The 16,888-nt window shown below is 31.1% G+C and carries 14 protein-coding genes; 7 read left to right on the forward strand and 7 right to left on the reverse strand.

Annotated features, from left to right (window positions below):
* The first annotated feature begins 102 nt into the window (after nucleotides 1-102).
* The 3 genes from RRF68_RS10025 to RRF68_RS10035 are packed head-to-tail and all read left to right on the forward strand — an operon-like array spanning nucleotide 103 to nucleotide 3,627.
* Nucleotides 103-531, forward strand: a complete 429-nt coding sequence (locus tag RRF68_RS10025; RefSeq protein ID WP_315945373.1) for a GNAT family N-acetyltransferase — start codon at nucleotides 103-105, stop codon at nucleotides 529-531.
* Nucleotides 518-1,762 carry an aspartate kinase gene (locus RRF68_RS10030; RefSeq protein ID WP_315944252.1) on the forward strand — a complete coding sequence of 415 codons (1,245 nt, stop codon included), beginning with the start codon at nucleotides 518-520 and terminating at the stop codon, nucleotides 1,760-1,762. The genes RRF68_RS10025 and RRF68_RS10030 overlap by 14 nt, the downstream gene beginning before the upstream one ends.
* Nucleotides 1,763-1,818: 56 nt before the next feature.
* Complete coding sequence (locus tag RRF68_RS10035; RefSeq protein WP_218771991.1) at nucleotides 1,819-3,627, forward strand: GNAT family N-acyltransferase; 1,809 nt, start codon at nucleotides 1,819-1,821, stop codon at nucleotides 3,625-3,627.
* Between the two features lie 277 nt (nucleotides 3,628-3,904).
* Here RRF68_RS10035 and rseP read toward each other — a convergent pair whose 3' ends face one another.
* Nucleotides 3,905-5,251, reverse strand: a complete 1,347-nt coding sequence (rseP, locus tag RRF68_RS10040; protein ID WP_218771992.1) for an RIP metalloprotease RseP — start codon at nucleotides 5,249-5,251, stop codon at nucleotides 3,905-3,907.
* 158 nt (nucleotides 5,252-5,409) lie between these two features.
* Between rseP and RRF68_RS10045 the strand changes: the two genes are divergently transcribed.
* Nucleotides 5,410-6,087 (forward strand): SCO family protein, encoded by a 678-nt coding sequence (locus tag RRF68_RS10045; protein ID WP_315944253.1) that lies wholly within the window; start codon nucleotides 5,410-5,412, stop codon nucleotides 6,085-6,087.
* A gap of 81 nt (nucleotides 6,088-6,168) precedes the next feature.
* Here the strand turns inward: RRF68_RS10045 and RRF68_RS10050 are convergent, their stop codons facing one another.
* Both RRF68_RS10050 and RRF68_RS10055 read right to left on the reverse strand, forming a co-directional pair.
* Nucleotides 6,169-6,513: an SdpI family protein gene (locus RRF68_RS10050; RefSeq protein WP_315944254.1), complete on the reverse strand. Its 345-nt coding sequence runs from the start codon at nucleotides 6,511-6,513 to the stop codon at nucleotides 6,169-6,171.
* A 3-nt stretch (nucleotides 6,514-6,516) separates the two neighbouring features.
* Nucleotides 6,517-7,842 (reverse strand): serine hydrolase, encoded by a 1,326-nt coding sequence (locus RRF68_RS10055; protein WP_315944255.1) that lies wholly within the window; start codon nucleotides 7,840-7,842, stop codon nucleotides 6,517-6,519.
* Between the two features lie 93 nt (nucleotides 7,843-7,935).
* Between RRF68_RS10055 and RRF68_RS10060 the strand changes: the two genes are divergently transcribed.
* Nucleotides 7,936-9,147: a cysteine desulfurase gene (locus RRF68_RS10060; protein ID WP_315944256.1), complete on the forward strand. Its 1,212-nt coding sequence runs from the start codon at nucleotides 7,936-7,938 to the stop codon at nucleotides 9,145-9,147.
* A 366-nt stretch (nucleotides 9,148-9,513) separates the two neighbouring features.
* Here the strand turns inward: RRF68_RS10060 and RRF68_RS10065 are convergent, their stop codons facing one another.
* The gene (locus tag RRF68_RS10065) at nucleotides 9,514-10,215 is read right to left on the reverse strand and encodes a Bax inhibitor-1 family protein (RefSeq protein ID WP_315944257.1); all 702 of its coding nucleotides are present in this window, start codon (nucleotides 10,213-10,215) and stop codon (nucleotides 9,514-9,516) included.
* 498 nt (nucleotides 10,216-10,713) lie between these two features.
* Here RRF68_RS10065 and RRF68_RS10070 point away from each other — a divergent pair, with 498 nt between their 5' ends.
* Nucleotides 10,714-11,652, forward strand: coding sequence for a zinc metalloprotease (locus RRF68_RS10070; protein WP_315944258.1), 939 nt, complete (start codon nucleotides 10,714-10,716; stop codon nucleotides 11,650-11,652).
* Between the two features lie 715 nt (nucleotides 11,653-12,367).
* Here the strand turns inward: RRF68_RS10070 and RRF68_RS10075 are convergent.
* From RRF68_RS10075 to pheS, 3 genes are all read right to left on the reverse strand, one after another.
* Nucleotides 12,368-13,735: an alanine/glycine:cation symporter family protein gene (locus tag RRF68_RS10075; protein WP_315944259.1), complete on the reverse strand. Its 1,368-nt coding sequence runs from the start codon at nucleotides 13,733-13,735 to the stop codon at nucleotides 12,368-12,370.
* Between the two features lie 85 nt (nucleotides 13,736-13,820).
* Nucleotides 13,821-14,216: a hypothetical protein gene (locus RRF68_RS10080; RefSeq protein ID WP_315944260.1), complete on the reverse strand. Its 396-nt coding sequence runs from the start codon at nucleotides 14,214-14,216 to the stop codon at nucleotides 13,821-13,823.
* Nucleotides 14,217-14,298: 82 nt separating this feature from the next.
* A complete protein-coding gene (gene pheS / locus RRF68_RS10085) occupies nucleotides 14,299-15,318 on the reverse strand; it encodes a phenylalanine--tRNA ligase subunit alpha (protein ID WP_315944261.1) in 1,020 nt (339 codons plus the stop codon).
* A gap of 223 nt (nucleotides 15,319-15,541) precedes the next feature.
* Between pheS and gdhA the strand changes: the two genes are divergently transcribed.
* Nucleotides 15,542-16,885: an NADP-specific glutamate dehydrogenase gene (gdhA, locus tag RRF68_RS10090; protein WP_315944262.1), complete on the forward strand. Its 1,344-nt coding sequence runs from the start codon at nucleotides 15,542-15,544 to the stop codon at nucleotides 16,883-16,885.
* Nucleotides 16,886-16,888 lie beyond the last annotated feature (3 nt).

Consider the following 16,888-nt stretch of genomic DNA (forward strand, 5'->3'; position numbering starts at 1 on the left):
TTTAAAGGAATATTATAAAAATTATCTTTACACAAAAATTTTTATAATGAGTTTTAAAGTTAGATCAGGAGAAAAAAAGATGCGGCATCAATACTTAATTTAATTGTTGAATTAGCTGTTTTTGAAAAAGAACCTAATGCGGTAGAAATTACTGTTGATGATATAATTCGTGATGGATTTTCAAATAAACCTAAATTTAAAACGTTCGTAGCAGAAGAGTTAGATGGTACAATTGTAGGAATGGCACTTTTTTATGAGCGTTATTCTACATGGAAAGGAAAAACACTTCATTTAGAAGATTTAATGGTTACTGAAGCTAAAAGAGGAATAGGAGCAGGAAAAAAATTATATACTTCAATTATGAAATATGCACAAGAAAACAGCTTTAAAAGAGTTGCTTGGGAGGTGTTAGACTGGAATGTAAATGCGATAGAGTTTTATAAAAACACAGGCGCAACAGTATATGACCAGTGGAGAGTTTGCCATATGAATGAACAAAGCTTAACACAATTTTGCAATGAGAATATTTAAGTTTGGTGGTGCATCGGTAAAAGACGCTGATGGAGTAAAAAATGTAAGTCGTGTTTTACAACAAGAAGGTATAAATGGTGTATTGATTGTTATTTCTGCTATGGGGAAAATGACAAACGCTTTTGAGAAAATTATAGATGCGTATTTTTATAAAAAAGAAAATCTAAAAAGCACTATAGATTTTGTTGAAGATTTTCATAAAAAAATTATTGAAGACTTATTTCCAAAAAATCATCAAATTTATACTAAAGTAGATTCTTTATTAGGTGATTTAAGCGGTTTTATGGCTCGTAATAAATCACAAGAATACAATTATGTATACGATCAAATGATTGGGTATGGTGAGTTATTATCTACAAATATCGTAAGTGCATATTTATTAGAAATTGGAATAAACAATAAGTTTTTAGATGTAAGAGATTATATAAAAACAGATGTTAATTATAGAGATGCAAAAGTTAATTGGGAATTAACAGAGAAGATAATTAAAGAAAATGTAGCTACTTCACAATTAAATATAACTCAGGGTTTTATTGGTAGTGTTGGTGTAGAAACAACAACCTTAGGAAGAGAAGGTTCTGATTATACCGCAGGAATTTTTGCTTATTGTTTAGATGCCGAAAGTGTTACGATTTGGAAAGATGTTGATGGAGTTTTAAATGCAGACCCTCGTGTATTTACTAAAACAGAATTATTACATGAAATTTCGTATACCGAAGCTATAGAAATGGCTTTTTATGGAGCATCGGTAATTCATCCAAAAACAATTCAGCCATTAGAACAAAAAGACATTCCGTTATTTGTTCGTTCTTTTGATGATCTTTCTAATAAAGGAACTTGTGTTGGTAGAGGAAATAAAATAACACCCGAAGTTCCTTGTTTTATTGTGAAAAAAAATCAGATTTTGGTTTCGATATCAGCAAAAGATTTCTCTTTTATGGTAGAGAGTAATATTAGTGATATTTTTAAAAAACTAGATAATTATAAGTTGAAAGTAAATCTAATTCAAAACTCAGCAATCAGTTTTTCGGTTTGTGTTGATGATAAGTACAACAACTTTGATGCTTTTTATAGCGATTTAAAGACAAAATTTAATATAAAATCTTATAAAGAGGTAACTCTTTATACTATTCGTCATTTTAATGAAGAAGCAATAAAAGAAATAAGAAAAAAAGGAAAATCGATTATTAGTCAGATTAATACTGAGACAGCGCAGTTGGTAATACAATAAAAAATGAAAATATCGCAAAATTCAGTTATATTTGCATTTATGCCAAATTTGAATTAATGGGATTAGTTACATCAAAAGAAATTGCTAAAGTTATTGGAGTTGATAAGTTCGGTGCTGCCGGAACTTTTTTGGGTTGGACGTTGATGAAAATTTTACGTATTTCTGCGGTTAACAGATTGTATGATAATAATAAGGATAAATCGGATTTAGATTTTTTAAACGGTCTTTTAGATGATTGTAAAATTGAGTTCGAAGTACCCGAAGAAGATTTTAAAAGAATTCCAAAAACAGGTCCTTTTATAACAATATCTAACCATCCCTTAGGAGGGATTGATGGTATTTTATTGTTGAAATTACTAGTTGAAAAAAGAGCAGACTATAAAATCATTGCCAACTTTTTATTACATAGAGCAGAGCCTTTAAAGCCTTATATAATGCCTGTAAATCCTTTCGAGAGCCGAAAAGATGCAAAATCTAGTGTGGCAGGTATTAAAGGAGCATTATTGCATTTACGTGAAGGAAAACCATTAGGTATTTTTCCAGCAGGAGAAGTTTCTACCTACCGAGATGGAAAATTAATGGTAGATAAACCTTGGGAAGAAGGAGCTGTGCGCTTAATTAAAAAAGCAAAAGTGCCTGTAATACCTATTTATTTTCATGCTAAGAACAGTCCGTTATTTTACGTGTTATCTAAAATTAGCGGTACGTTAAGAACGGCTAAACTTCCATCAGAAGTAATTTCAAGTAAAAAGAGAGTAATAAAAGTAAGGATAGGAAAACCTATTTCGGTAAAAGACCAAGAACAATATAAAGATATACCTTCTTTTTATGAGTTTATAAGAAGAAAAACATATATGTTGGCAAATCCGTTTGAGAAAGCTTCACAGAAAATTTTATCAAGCAAGAATTTAAAAATACCTAAAAAAATAAGTAAAATAACCTCTCAAAGAGTTCCTGATTTATTTATTAAAGAAGTAAACGACCTAAGAGAAAAAGGAAGTAGACTGTTACAAAGTAAGAATTACGAAGTGTTTTTTGCGAGCGCAAAAGAAATACCGAATCTTTTACATGAAATTGGTCGATTACGAGAAATTACTTTCAGAGAAGTAGGTGAAGGAACCAATAAAGCAATTGATTTAGATAAATTCGACAGGTATTATCACCACCTTTTCTTGTGGGATAATGTGCAAAATGAATTGGTAGGTTCTTATAGAATGGGTCTAGGTAAAGATATTTATAAAAAACATGGAATTAACGGTTTTTATATTCATACTTTATTTAGAATAGAGCCAGAGTTGTATCCGATGATGCAAAATACAATTGAATTAGGTAGGGCTTTTATAGCTAAAAGCTATCAACAAAAACCAATGCCTTTGTTTTTATTATGGAAAGGAATTGTGCATACAACATTAAGATACCCAGAGTATAAATATTTAATGGGCGGAGTAAGTATTAGTAATCAGTTTTCTGACTTTTCTAAATCGTTAATGATTGAGTTTATGAAATCTCATTACTACGACCCGTATGTTGCACAGTACATTCATCCTAAAAAGGAATATAAAGTAAAGTTAAAGGATGCTGATAAAGATTTTGTATTTGATTCTACAGAAGCTGATATGCAGAAGTTTGATAAGATTATTGATGAAATTGAACCAGGAACATTACGTATGCCTGTTTTAATTAAGAAATATGTGAAGCAAAATGCACGTTTGGTTGCTTTTAACGTAGATCCTAAGTTTAATAACGCAATAGATGGGTTAATGTATATTAAGGTAGCAGAAATACCAGAAAGTACTGTGAAACCAGTAATGGAAGAGTTTCAGGCCGAGCTAGAAAGACGCGCCACTGAAAACATGAATAAATAGTAGATTAACTACTTAGATAAACAAAAAAGCATTCTACTTGGTAGGATGCTTTTTTGTTGCTTAAAACGTAATAAAAAGAATTTTATATATGTTTTTTTTACCTTGAAGACTTGTTTTTTTAAGCAATAAAATAAGAGTATTTAATTTTTAATAATCATATTAGTCTTTTTATAAAAAAGAAAATAGTTTTATACTAAGTAATTTTACTACTGATATATAAACAGAAAAGCATCGTAAAAATTACGATGCTTTTCTGTTTTATAAAATTTAGGTTTCCTTATTTGAATAACCTAAAAATATCATTTCCGTTAGCAAATAGTAATAGAATAATAAGTAAAACAAAACCTGTTAACTGTGCATACTCTAAAAACTTGTCGCCAGGTTTTTTACCGGTAATCATTTCCCATAAGGTAAATACTACGTGTCCACCATCTAAAGCAGGTATCGGTAATAAATTCATAAAACCTAACATGATAGATAAGAAAGCGGTGATGTTCCAAAAAGATTGCCAGCTAAATTCAGCAGGAAATACGCTACCGATAGAAATAAATCCACCTAAACCTTTATAAGCACCTGTACTCGGGTTAAAAACCTTTTTCATTTGCTTAATATAGTTTGTTAAGGTAGTCCATGCTTTTGTTGTTCCGGCAGGAATCGCTTCACCAAAAGAATATGATTTCTCAGCTAATTCGTAATATCCTAATTTTTCTAAATCAGGTAACGATGCAGCTCCCCAAACAACCCCTAAGTTTCCGTGTTCAGAAACTTTAACAGGCACGTTTAAAACCTCTTTATTTCTTTTTAAAGTAACAGTAATGTCTTGCCCTTTTAAGCTTTTTAAAATAGGTTTTGCTTGATCGTAATATTTTATTGTTTGTCCGTTAATTGCAGTGATAATATCTTTTTTAAGAATATTTGCATCAGCATTTAATGAGTCTTTTTGTAAACCAGCAATTATGAAAGGATATCTTGGCGCGATAAAGCTACCAGCATTTTTACCGCGATCTATTAATTTAGAAATAAAATCAACAGGAATTACTTTTTCTACTTTTACACCATTTCTTTCAACAGTATAATTATTTCCATTAATAAACTCTAAAGGAAGTTCTCTAAATTTCTGAATTTGTTCACCATCAACAGAAAGTATTTTATCACCTGTTTGTAAACCTAAATCTTTACCTAACTGATCTTGTACCCAAATACCATCTTTTAAACTTTCGTTTGGTAAAAATTTTTCACCATAAGCATACATTAAGCAAATGTATATAACGATACCTAAAATAAAGTTTACAATCACACCACCTAACATAATTATTAAACGTTGCCAAGCTGGTTTAGAACGAAATTCCCAAGGTTGTGGTGGTAATGCCATTTGCTCAGTATCCATACTTTCATCAATCATTCCAGATATTTTTACATATCCTCCTAACGGAATCCAACCAATACCATAAACAGTATCACCTATTTTCTTTTTGAATAATGAAAACTTATAATCGAAAAATAAATAGAACTTTTCTACTTTAGTTTTAAATATTTTAGCAGGAATAAAATGCCCTAATTCGTGTAAAACGATTAAAAGCGATAAGCTTAAAATAAATTGTGATGCTTTTATTAAAATTTCCATAAAGGTGTATATCTAAATTTAAAATCGGACAAATGTACGTTTTTCATAAGAGCTGTAAAAGTTTGTAGTATAGATGAGGTTTGGTTTTAACAAATCTTTTATGATATAAGATATATAAGCCTTGTTTTTAGTCGTATTTTTGCAAAAAATACACTAAAATGGATTTAATATTCTTTAAAAAATCAAAAAGTACCATCATTTTTTTAATTGCTTTTTGTGCGGTGGGTATTCCTGTTTTTTATCATTTGGTAAAAGTAGAAGAAAAGTTACCTGTTTATAATCCAGCAGATATTAATCCAAGATTGGTAGATGTTTCTGTTAGAAAAAAGTCAAAAAATCATAAAATAGGTGATTTTAAATTGATCAATCAAAACGGAGAAACAATTACTAATGCCGATTATAAAGATAAAATTTATATAGCTGATTTCTTTTTTACGCGTTGTCAAACAATTTGTATTGTAATGGCTTATAATATGAGCGAATTACAAACACATTATAAAAATGATGATGATATTATGTTTTTATCACATTCGGTAACTCCGGTTATGGATAGTGTGCCTCAATTAAGAAAATATGCGGATGCGAAAGGTGTAATTGACGGAAAATGGAATGTTACTACAGGCGATAAAAAACACATTTATAATTTAGCTCGTAAACATTATTTTGCTGTTTTAGATGAAGGTGATGGCGGAGAAAACGATTGGGTGCACACCGAAAACTTTGTTTTAATTGATAAAAAAGGACAAATTAGAGGTTCGTATGATGGAACCAAAAAAGAGAATATGCAAAAAATCATTGACGATATTACCTTATTAAAGCAAGAATATGTAAAGTAATTAGTTTAGTTATCAAAATATAAAAACGTCCTTCTTACATATAGTTATAAGGACGTTTTTTGTTTAATTGATCTGTGTTTTTTATTTTATTTTTTCTCCTTCTTCATCGAAATTCTTATTAACTTCTTGTTCTGTTTTAATTACAGATACCGCTAAAGATAATAACATAATAGCCATTGGTTGCCACGTTAATTCTTTAGCTATATATGCCAATATTAATGAAGCAATAAGTGAAAGTGCAGAATAAATTAAGAATTGTTTATTAAAGTATGAATTAGCAAACTGCCAAACAACCTCATTTTTCATGGCTCTATTGGTTCGGTAACCATAAATAGCATTTATCTTTTTAGGTGGAAACATATAAAAAAGAATACTGAATACTAAGAGGATTCCGTTTACAGAAAGTACGTAATAATATGGATTCATTGTTTATTTTTTAATTGAAGAAATAATTCCTTTTAGTAAAATATTCATATCGGCATTTTTGGTAAGACCGGTACGAACGACTACCAAATTTTCGTTTGGCAAGATAAATACATTTTGTCCTTTATAACCATTAAATGAATACATGTTTTTTGGTACATCAGGATACCTGTTACCTGCATTTAACCAAATTTGTGCACCATACCATCCGTCAGAACCAGGAGTTGGAGTAGTCGCATAATCTACCCAATCTTTATCAAAAAGATGCTCGCCATTCCATTCTCCATTATGCAAGTATAAAAGTCCAAGTTTAGACCAATCTCTTGCCGTAGCCCAACCATAAGAAGAGCCTACATAATTACCACTCATATCGGTTTCTATCACCATAGAATTCATACCAATTTTATCGATTAACGCGCTGTACCAAAAATCTAAATATTCTTGATGCGTGTTAAATTGGTTACGAATTAACCCTGAAATTAAATTGGTGGTTCCCGAAGAATAGTTCCATGTTTCGTTAGGTTTTCCTGCAAGAGGTTTCTTTACTTGACTTTTAGTCATATCTTCCTCAAGAAAAAGCATTTTACTAACATCAGAGATTGTGTTATAATCTTCCAACCATTCTAAACCAGAATTCATTTGTAGTAAATTATGAAGCGTAATGTTTTTTCGTTCATCACCTTTCCACTCCTCAAATAAATTATCAGAATTCACATATAATTTTCGTTCGCATTGCAAAATTCCAACAATAGTACTCGCAATACTTTTGGTCATCGACCAACCTAATTGTTTAGAGTTTTTATCAAATCCGTCGCTATATTTTTCAGCAATAATTTGATCTTTATAGATAACTAAAACCGAACGAGTTTGATTTACATCGTTAAAAATAGTATCAATAGTTTCGTTAAGCTTTTTATAATCAATATTTGAAAATAGCGTATCTTTTTGATCAGCATTTCCATACGGAAACGGCGTAGAATTATTAGGTTTACTACGTTTAGGAACTAGTGTTTTTTTAGAAGCATCGTAATTATCATTTATTAAAACAGCACCTAAACCTTCTCTGTAAACAGCCTTTCTTTTTAAAAGACCAAAAGCACTACCAGTAGCCGATTTTTCTTCTTTATTTATAGCATCAGAAGTTAAGTTAATAGGAGAAAAATTATTGTCGTTTTCATCAGTAAATGCTAAACTTCTATCCGCTAAAAAAACTGAGGAAGCAGTGTTTTTTGCAGAGTAACCCGCCAAAATATTTAACTTCGGATAATTAAAATAAACAGCCACAACTAATATTACAACAACTAGTAAGAGTATTCTTTTTAAATTCTTCATATAAAACAATTTTAGCAAATGTAAGAATTTAATTGTTTGATGTTTGTATTTGAAAAAGCAAGCAGTACCTTTGTTTAAAATAATGATTTTTATATGTTTAATGTAGACGAAATTAGAGCTGATTTTCCTATTCTTAATAGAGAGGTACACGGAAAAAAATTAGTGTATTTTGATAATGGCGCAACTTCACAAACGCCACAAGTGGTTATTGATGCTATTGTTGATTATTACTCTAATTACAATGCGAATATTCATAGAGGCGTACATACTTTAAGTCAGGAAGCAACTGATAAGTATGAAGAAGCACGTCTTAAAGTTCAGAAGCACTTTAACGCAAAACAGTCGTACGAGATTATTTTAACAGCAGGTACAACGCATAGTATTAATATTGTAGCTTCAGGATTTGCAGCTTTGTTAAAAGAGGGAGATGAAGTTATCGTTTCTGCTTTAGAACACCACTCGAATATTGTTCCTTGGCAAATGCTTTGTGAAAAAACAGGAGCGATTTTAAAAGTGATTCCGATGGATGAAGACGGTTCATTACGAATGGATGTGTATCACGAGTTATTAAATGCAAAAACGAAATTGGTTTTTTGTAATCATGTATCAAATGCATTAGGAACCATAAATCCGATAAAGGAAATTATTCATGCAGCTCATAAATTCGGAGCTTATGTTTTAATTGATGGTGCACAAGCGGTACCGCATATAAAACCAGATGTTCAGGAGTTAGATGCTGATTTTTATGTAGCTTCTGCTCATAAAATGTGTGGCCCAACAGGTGTTGGTTTATTATACGGTAAAGAAGAGTTGTTAAACTTACTGCCGCCATACCAAGGAGGGGGTGAGATGATTGAAACCGTAACTTTCGAAAAAACTACCTACGCAGGTTTGCCTCATAAATTTGAAGCAGGAACACCTAATATTTGTGGAGGAATTGCTTTTGGAGCAGCCATAGATTATATGAATGAAATTGGCTTTGAAAACATTGCAAAACAAGAAAGTGAACTGTTAGCATACGGGACGGAAGAATTAGAGAAAATAGAAAATTTAAAAATATACGGAACCACTAATAAAGCATCTGTAATATCATTTAATATCGAAGGAATTCACCCTTATGATATTGGTAGTATTTTAGATAAATTGGGTGTTGCTGTTCGTACAGGGCATCATTGTGCACAGCCTATTATGAATTTTTATTGTATTCCGGGTACGGTAAGAGCGTCATTTGCTTTTTACAATACCAAAGAAGAAATAGATGTTTTGGTAGCTGCTTTAAAAAGAGCACAAATGATGTTGAGTTAAAACATTCTTTTAGCGAATAACATTTTGTATCAAACAAAAAAACCTCACAGAATTTAAAAATCTGTGAGGTCTTTTTAATTTAGAGTCTGTTTAAATTTTCGCTAAAAAAAATATAACATAAAATATAATAAATAGAATCCGTCAATCTGAACTTATTTCAGGTTCACATCCTGATTTGCCACAGTTCTACTTTTTATGCGATGCTGAACCAAATTTACCATGACGATAATTTAGTCTTATTTAAATATACAATCGTGTAAAAATGCCTAGCCCCGATTGAAGCATTTGTTTGAGCTCTTTTTTATTTTTCTTAAAAAAAGCGAGTGCAGAAAGCGGGAAATAGCTTCAAATTAATTTTACAGGTTCTTAATCTCTCGACATAAAAATCTGTAAAACATACCAAAACAACAACATTAAAGAAGCAAATAAGCCTAATGCAGCCGGTATATAATCGTCGGTAGAAAATTTGTTAACCAAGTTAGAAGTTTGGTATAAGATAGCACCTGCGGCTAAAACACACATTCCTACAGAAAACCACAAACCTAAGTTAAAACCGAATAAAGTACCCGCAATAATAAGTGCGATTGCAATAAAAAAACCAATACTTAAGCCTGCTTTTATAAAAGAAAAATCTTTTTTGGTGATAAATACAATTGATGATATTCCTACAAACAAGCCTAAGGTTACGATTCCGGCTTGTTTAATAATTTCAAAATTATTGGTATAAGAAATGGCCATATATATAAGCGGGATAAAAATAAATGCTTCTGCAAACACGTATCCCGAATATGCTAAATATTGTAAGTTCTTGTCCGATGTTTTTAAAGCCGTGCTTTCTGCATAATTGGTAATTAACATAAAGCCTCCTAATAATAATAGCCATTTATAACCTTGGGTCATCGATAAAGCAAACTCCACTATTGTGGCATTTTGCAATAATAAATATTCAAATACGATAAATAAAAGCACACCTAAACCAACGTGCGCATAGGTTTTTTTGTAAAAAGCAACTCTATCTGTTTCTGATACTTGAGCCACAAGAACTTTATTGTTAAATGAGTTTTCCATAAATGTTTTTTTAGAAGATAAAGATAGTTGTTTATGTAGAATTTATTTCTGTAGTTTGATTTTGATATAAATGTAATTTTTTAATGTTAAAAATGAATTGTTTTTATCTATTTGTGTTTAAAATTGACGTTTATTCTTTTTTTGATATAAAAATTAAACAATTCATTTTGTTTGATAGCAAGCGCTACAAGTGATTTTTAAAGGAAATTGTTGTTTTATTAACTTTTTAATGAAAAAGTGTAGATTACTCATCGTTAATAAACCCTTCAAATTATTAATTAATTATTAATAAATTAACTTTTTTGTTTGTGATTATTTATTTAATTAGGTTTTTAGCAAAGTATTGTCCAAAGGGAATGATTATTAATTAAACTAATTTAAATTTTTTACAACATAAAAAGAATTTTTTTAACATTAGCGGTAGCTGCTTCCATTTTAGTAGGATGTCAAGACAATGCTAACGATGCTGTTTTACCTGAGCAAGAAACAGTTGTTGATATGGGCGACTTTTATTTAACAACAGATGATAATCAAGCAAGAGGTGGGGCTAATGACAAATGTCATTCTATGAAAGTTTTAAATCGTCAATTAAAAGAAAACCCAGGGTTGTACAAAAAAATGTACGATATCGAGTATGCTACACGTAAACTTATTGCTGCTAAAGGAAAGCCAGTAAAAGGTGGCGGTGGTAATGGTGGTGGAGGTACGACTCCAGAACCAGATAATTTAGGAGTTGTTAATATAGCTGTATATGTACACGTTGTTTACAGTAATTCTCAACAAAACATAAGTAATGCACAGATAGCTTCGCAAATTACAGTTTTAAATGCTGACTTTAGAAAGCAAAATTCTGACGCAGGTAACACATCATCTGAGTTTTCAGGATTGGCTGCTGATTCAGAAATTTCTTTTTCTTTAGCAGGTACTTTCAGACATTCTAACTCTACTTCGTCTTGGGGAACTAATAATGCAGTGAAATCTGCTTATCCTCCAGTAACACCAGCTACTCACTTAAATATTTGGGTTGCTAATATTGGTGGTGGTATTTTAGGATATGCTCAATTCCCAAGAGGTAGTTCTGCTACTGATGGTGTTGTTTGTTCTCCTCAATATTTCGGAACTACAGGTTATGTATCTGCTCCGTTTAATGGTGGTCGTACTATGACTCACGAAGTTGGTCATTACTTAAACTTACGTCATATTTGGGGTGATGGTAGGTGTCGTCAAGATGATTTTGTAGCTGATACTCCATCTTCTGATGCACCTAACTATGGTTGTCCTTCTTATCCAACAGTTAATTGTAAATCTAACGACATGACAATGAACTATATGGATTATACTGATGATACTTGTATGAGTATGTTCTCTGAAGGTCAAAAATCTAGAATGAGAGCTATTTTTGCAGTAGGAGGTTCAAGAGCTTCTATGTTAAACTAGAAAACATATTCTTTAAATTTTAGCATTTTAAAATAATGTTACATAATATAGTGTTAAAGGGAGTGATTTTATATTACTCCCTTTAATATTTTATAGGTTTTAATTTTTAATTTATTTTAAGAATACTTGTAGTTATTAGGTGTTCGTATTTTTTATGATAGAGGCAATTGTATTTTAATCAATTCAGTCTTCTTAAAAACCAATAGCTCTTTTATTTATTGTGTTTTAAAAAAGAGTGCATTTTGTTAGGATTTGCCTGGTAGTACATGTTATATTTTATTTTTTTAAAAACGATTAAAACATGATATTTAAAGCTCAACCTGAATAATCAATCCAGTTTTTTCATTTACCTTTAAGTAATTATAAAACACTTAAAGAACGCTTCTTCTACGTTATTAGGGACATCTTTCCTTATAATATTTCTTTAGAATAGGAATTAGTTGAGGGTTTAACAACTTGGGGTTTGCTTACCTCAAATATTAGCAATATCACTAACTCAAACTTCTTCTTAACCTACTATCAATATATCTCCTAGACCGATTTAGGAGTCTGTACTTGGGTTGTAATAACTCTTTTTAATTTTAGCTTTTTATAGATAGTTTTTTAGTAAATAATTGAGTTAACAAGATTCCTTTTCTTGATAATTTATTATTAACCTTATTTTAGATGTGATAATTACAATAGCTGTTTTGTTATAAAGTCGATAAAAGAATACTTAGTTAAAAGCGCCTGATTTTAATTTCTGAAAATATACACTAGCCGCTTTTTTAACTTTTGGAGCTAAAATAAGCGTAGAAAGTACGGTTGGAATTGCCATTAAAGCATAAGCACTGTCCATTAAATTAATTACAAAATCTAGTTTAATAATTGAGGCTACTATAATTACTAAAACATAAAAATGATTGTAGTATTTACCAGTTTTAACACTTGTTAAATAACTTAAACAACTAAATCCGTAAAATGAATAGGTGAATAGGGTAGAAAAGGCGAAAATTAACACACAGATAGTTAAAATAATGCTTCCTGAGTGAAAAGGTAATACCGAATCGAAGGCAGCTAAAGTCATTGAGATACCGTTTCCGTCAAAACTTTGCCAAACACCTGATGATAAAATTGCCAATGCCGTTAATGTACACACTAACAAGGTGTCTATTGCTGGGCCTAACATAGCAACTAAACCTTCTCTAATTGGTTCGTCTGTCTTTGCAGTTCCATGCATCATTGGTGCGGTTCCTAAACCTGCTTCGTTAGAAAAAGCAGCACGTTTTACACCTGTAATTATTAAAGCACCTAAGGCACCACCTAAAACAGCATTACCAGAAAAGGCATCTGTAAAAATTAAAGAAATTATTGAAGGAATCTCATCTATTTTTATAAATAAAATAGTTATAACGGTTAATAAATAGATAACCACCATTAAAGGAACTAATTTACCTGCAACTTTTCCTATCCGTTGAATTCCGCCAAAAATTACGGTAGAAACAATGGCAGCAATGGTTATTCCTATTAGTAATTTAGCCGAAAACTCATTTGCTTCGTTCACATTAAAAACATCAATCATTGTTTGTGTTAATTGATTTGCTTGAAAAGCGGGTAAAGTTCCTACCAAACCAGCAGTAGCGAAAAACATAGCTAAAGGTTTCCATTTTTTACCTAAACCTTCTGTAATTACATACATTGGGCCTCCTTTTGCATTTCCTTCTTCATCTTCTCCTCTATACATAATAGCTAAAGTACAGGTGAAAAACTTAGTAGCCATACCTACAAAGGCACTTACCCACATCCAAAAAATGGCGCCAGGCCCCCCCATGGCAATAGCAATTGCTACACCACTGATGTTTCCCATTCCTACCGTTGCAGCAATTGCAGATGATAGTGCTTCGTAGTGCGATAAATCTCCAGGAGAATCTTTTTTATCATATTTACCTCTTAAAATTGCAATAGCATGGCCCATGTATTTAAAAGGAACTAGGCCAGAGTATACAAACAAGTACAGTCCACCACCTATTAATAATATTAATAGTGGCATTCCCCAAATCCATGATGAAAAATTGGCGACTATATCTTGAATATCTGTAAGCATAAATACGTTGTTTTATAGGTAAATAATAAAGAGAGATTGAAAATGTAACCTCTCTTATAAATTTTATTATTGAAAGAAGTTCTTTTTATTTAATACTAACTCCTTTTTTATTTAAGAGATCAATATCTCTAAAAAATCCTTCTTGAATTGTGCCTGCTTGAAAAATAAATGTTTTATCGTGTAGTACATTATTTTCAAAAAATGTAACCTGAAATTGGTTGTCTAATGCAAATAATTCAGGTTGCATTATTTCGAATTTAGAAAACGAATTAGCAGGTAATACATCTATTTTTCTACGGAACAATGATGTTTTTTTTGTTTCTGAAAAGCCTTGCGAAACAATAACAATCATTTCTAAAGGAACTTCTTTTTTATTGATGATATATACGCACCATTCATTAGCGCTGTCTTGCTCATTTTTTTCTAAAGTAATGGCTATTTCAACATTTTCTACTTTAGGGATTTTAATGTCTTTCTTCATTTTATATAGTTGTTAAATGCAAAAAGTTGAAAAGTAGAACTGAATCTATGCTTTTCAACTTTTGCTTTATTTTTTGTAGTAATTAAATTACAGATTTAAATTGTTCTAAGAAACGTTTATCATTTTCATAAAACATACGAATATCTGGTATTTGATATAATAGCATTGCTATACGTTCAATCCCCATTCCAAAAGCATATCCAGAATATACTGTAGGATCTATATTCGCATTCTTTAATACATTAGGATCTACCATACCGCACCCCATAATTTCTAACCAACCTGTTCCTTTTGTAATTCTGTAATCTGTTTCAGTTTCTAGTCCCCAGTAAATATCTACTTCAGCACTTGGCTCTGTAAATGGAAAGTAAGAAGGTCTTAAACGAATTTTAGACTTACCGAACATCTCTTTGGTAAAATATAATAAGGTTTGCTTTAAATCGGCAAATGAAACATCAGTATCAATATATAAACCTTCTACTTGATGAAAAATACAGTGCGATCTTGATGAAATATCTTCATTACGAAAAACACGACCTGGAGAAATTGTTCTAATAGGCGGCGTATTGTTTTCCATATAACGAACTTGTACCGATGAGGTATGCGTTCTTAATAAAGTATCTGGATTTTTATCAATAAAAAAAGTATCCTGCATATCACGTGCAGGGTGATATTCTGGTAAATTTAATGCGGTAAAATTATGCCAATCATCTTCAATTTCTGGACCTTCAGAAACTGTAAATCCAATTCGATTAAAAACTTCAATAATCTTGTTTTTAACTAAAGATATTGGGTGACGAGAACCTAAGTTTATTGCTTCAGACGGACGCGTTAAATCGCCATAAATACCATTTTCTTCAACAGCACTTTCTAAAGTATCGTTTAATTCGGTTACTTTTTCTTCAGCAGATTTTTTTAAATTGTTTAATGCCTGACCAAAGTCTTTACGCATGGCAGCATCTACATTTTTGAATTCAGCAAATAAATCTTTTAACAAACCTTTGCTACCCAAATATTTTATTCTGAAAGCTTCAACTTCATCTTTAGAAGTTGCTTGAAAAGCCTTTACATCACCAATCAATTCTTTTACCTTATCTAACATCTTAATTTTTTCGGAATATTTAGGTTGCAAATTTATGCTTTTTTAATGAAAAAAAGTGTTGGTTTTTAGAAGAGTTCTCGACTATTGAGCTCAATAGAATAAAAACTATTGGTATTTTTAAGAAAATAGGTAAATAATTGTTTTTTTTAAATTTAACAAATTGTAAATTAATTATATTTGCCTAACAAAATTGTTTAAATCATAATACAACATAATTAAAATTATGGAATCTAAAATAAATGCATTTATAGAATACGTTAAAGAACGTAATTCTAATGAGCCAGAATTTTTACAAGCTGTACATGAAGTTGCAGAAACTGTAATTCCATTTATAGAAAACAATCCTAAGTACCAGGATAAGAAATTGTTAGAAAGAATGGTAGAGCCAGAGAGAACTTTATTGTTTAGAGTTGCTTGGGTTGATGATAAAGGAGAAACACAAGTTAACAGAGGTTACAGAGTTGAGTTTAACTCGGCAATTGGACCTTATAAAGGAGGTTTACGTTTTCACCCATCTGTAAACTTATCAATTTTAAAATTCTTAGGATTCGAGCAAGTATTCAAAAATTCATTAACTACTTTGCCAATGGGTGGAGGAAAAGGAGGTTCTGACTTTAATCCAAAAGGAAAATCTGATCGTGAAGTAATGGCATTTTGTCAAGCTTTTATGTCTGAGTTATTCCGTCATATTGGAGCTAATACTGATGTTCCTGCAGGAGATATTGGAGTTGGAGGTAGAGAAATCGGATTTATGTTCGGTCAATATAAAAAATTACGTAACGAATTCGTTGGTGTTTTAACAGGTAAAGGCCGTTCTTGGGGTGGATCTTTAATAAGACCAGAAGCTACAGGTTATGGTGATGTGTATTTTGCACAAAATATGTTGAAAACTAAAAACGATTCTTTTAACGGTAAAACAGTTGTTGTTTCAGGTTCTGGAAATGTAGCTCAATATGCAACTGAAAAGGCTACTGAATTAGGAGCTAAAGTGGTTACTATGTCAGATTCTTCAGGTTATATTTATGATGCTGATGGAATAGATGCTGATAAATTAGCTTATGTGATGGAAATTAAAAATGTTCGCAGAGGTAGAATTAGCGAATATGTTGATAAATATCCAAATGCTAAATTCTTTGCAGGTGAAAGACCTTGGGCAATTAAATGTGATGTAGCTTTACCATGTGCAACTCAAAATGAGTTAAATGGTGAGGAAGCTAAAACATTATTAGCAAATGGATGTATTTGTGTTGCAGAAGGAGCAAACATGCCTTCTACACCAGAAGCTGTTGAAGCATTTCAAGAAGCGAAAATTTTATTCGCTCCAGGAAAAGCATCAAATGCAGGTGGAGTTGCAACTTCTGGTTTAGAAATGAGTCAGAACTCATTACGTTATAACTGGACAAGAGAAGAAGTTGATGCTAAATTAAATCAAATAATGAATGATATTCACGCTTCTTGTGTTGAATATGGTACTGATGAAAACGGTTTTGTTGATTACGTAAAAGGAGCAAATATTGCAGGTTTCGTGAAAGTTGCCGATGCAATGTTAGATCAAGGAGTAGTATAATTA

The sequence above is a fragment of the Tenacibaculum sp. HL-MS23 genome, from assembly GCF_032463465.1.
GTDB classification, from domain to species: domain Bacteria; phylum Bacteroidota; class Bacteroidia; order Flavobacteriales; family Flavobacteriaceae; genus Polaribacter; species Polaribacter bernardetii.

What these genes read in the sequence shown, in the direction of transcription:
- RRF68_RS10030 (WP_315944252.1), top strand. Translation starts at nt 518, where the DNA reads ATGAGAATATTTAAGTTTGGTGGTGCATCGGTAAAAGACGCTGATGGA.
- RRF68_RS10035 (WP_218771991.1), top strand. Translation starts at nt 1,819, where the DNA reads ATGGGATTAGTTACATCAAAAGAAATTGCTAAAGTTATTGGAGTTGAT.
- rseP (WP_218771992.1), bottom strand. Translation starts at nt 5,251, where the DNA reads ATGGAAATTTTAATAAAAGCATCACAATTTATTTTAAGCTTATCGCTT.
- RRF68_RS10045 (WP_315944253.1), top strand. Translation starts at nt 5,410, where the DNA reads ATGGATTTAATATTCTTTAAAAAATCAAAAAGTACCATCATTTTTTTA.
- RRF68_RS10050 (WP_315944254.1), bottom strand. Translation starts at nt 6,513, where the DNA reads ATGAATCCATATTATTACGTACTTTCTGTAAACGGAATCCTCTTAGTA.
- RRF68_RS10055 (WP_315944255.1), bottom strand. Translation starts at nt 7,842, where the DNA reads ATGAAGAATTTAAAAAGAATACTCTTACTAGTTGTTGTAATATTAGTT.
- RRF68_RS10060 (WP_315944256.1), top strand. Translation starts at nt 7,936, where the DNA reads ATGTTTAATGTAGACGAAATTAGAGCTGATTTTCCTATTCTTAATAGA.
- RRF68_RS10065 (WP_315944257.1), bottom strand. Translation starts at nt 10,215, where the DNA reads ATGGAAAACTCATTTAACAATAAAGTTCTTGTGGCTCAAGTATCAGAA.
- RRF68_RS10070 (WP_315944258.1), top strand. Translation starts at nt 10,714, where the DNA reads ATGGGCGACTTTTATTTAACAACAGATGATAATCAAGCAAGAGGTGGG.
- RRF68_RS10075 (WP_315944259.1), bottom strand. Translation starts at nt 13,735, where the DNA reads ATGCTTACAGATATTCAAGATATAGTCGCCAATTTTTCATCATGGATT.
- RRF68_RS10080 (WP_315944260.1), bottom strand. Translation starts at nt 14,216, where the DNA reads ATGAAGAAAGACATTAAAATCCCTAAAGTAGAAAATGTTGAAATAGCC.
- pheS (WP_315944261.1), bottom strand. Translation starts at nt 15,318, where the DNA reads ATGTTAGATAAGGTAAAAGAATTGATTGGTGATGTAAAGGCTTTTCAA.
- gdhA (WP_315944262.1), top strand. Translation starts at nt 15,542, where the DNA reads ATGGAATCTAAAATAAATGCATTTATAGAATACGTTAAAGAACGTAAT.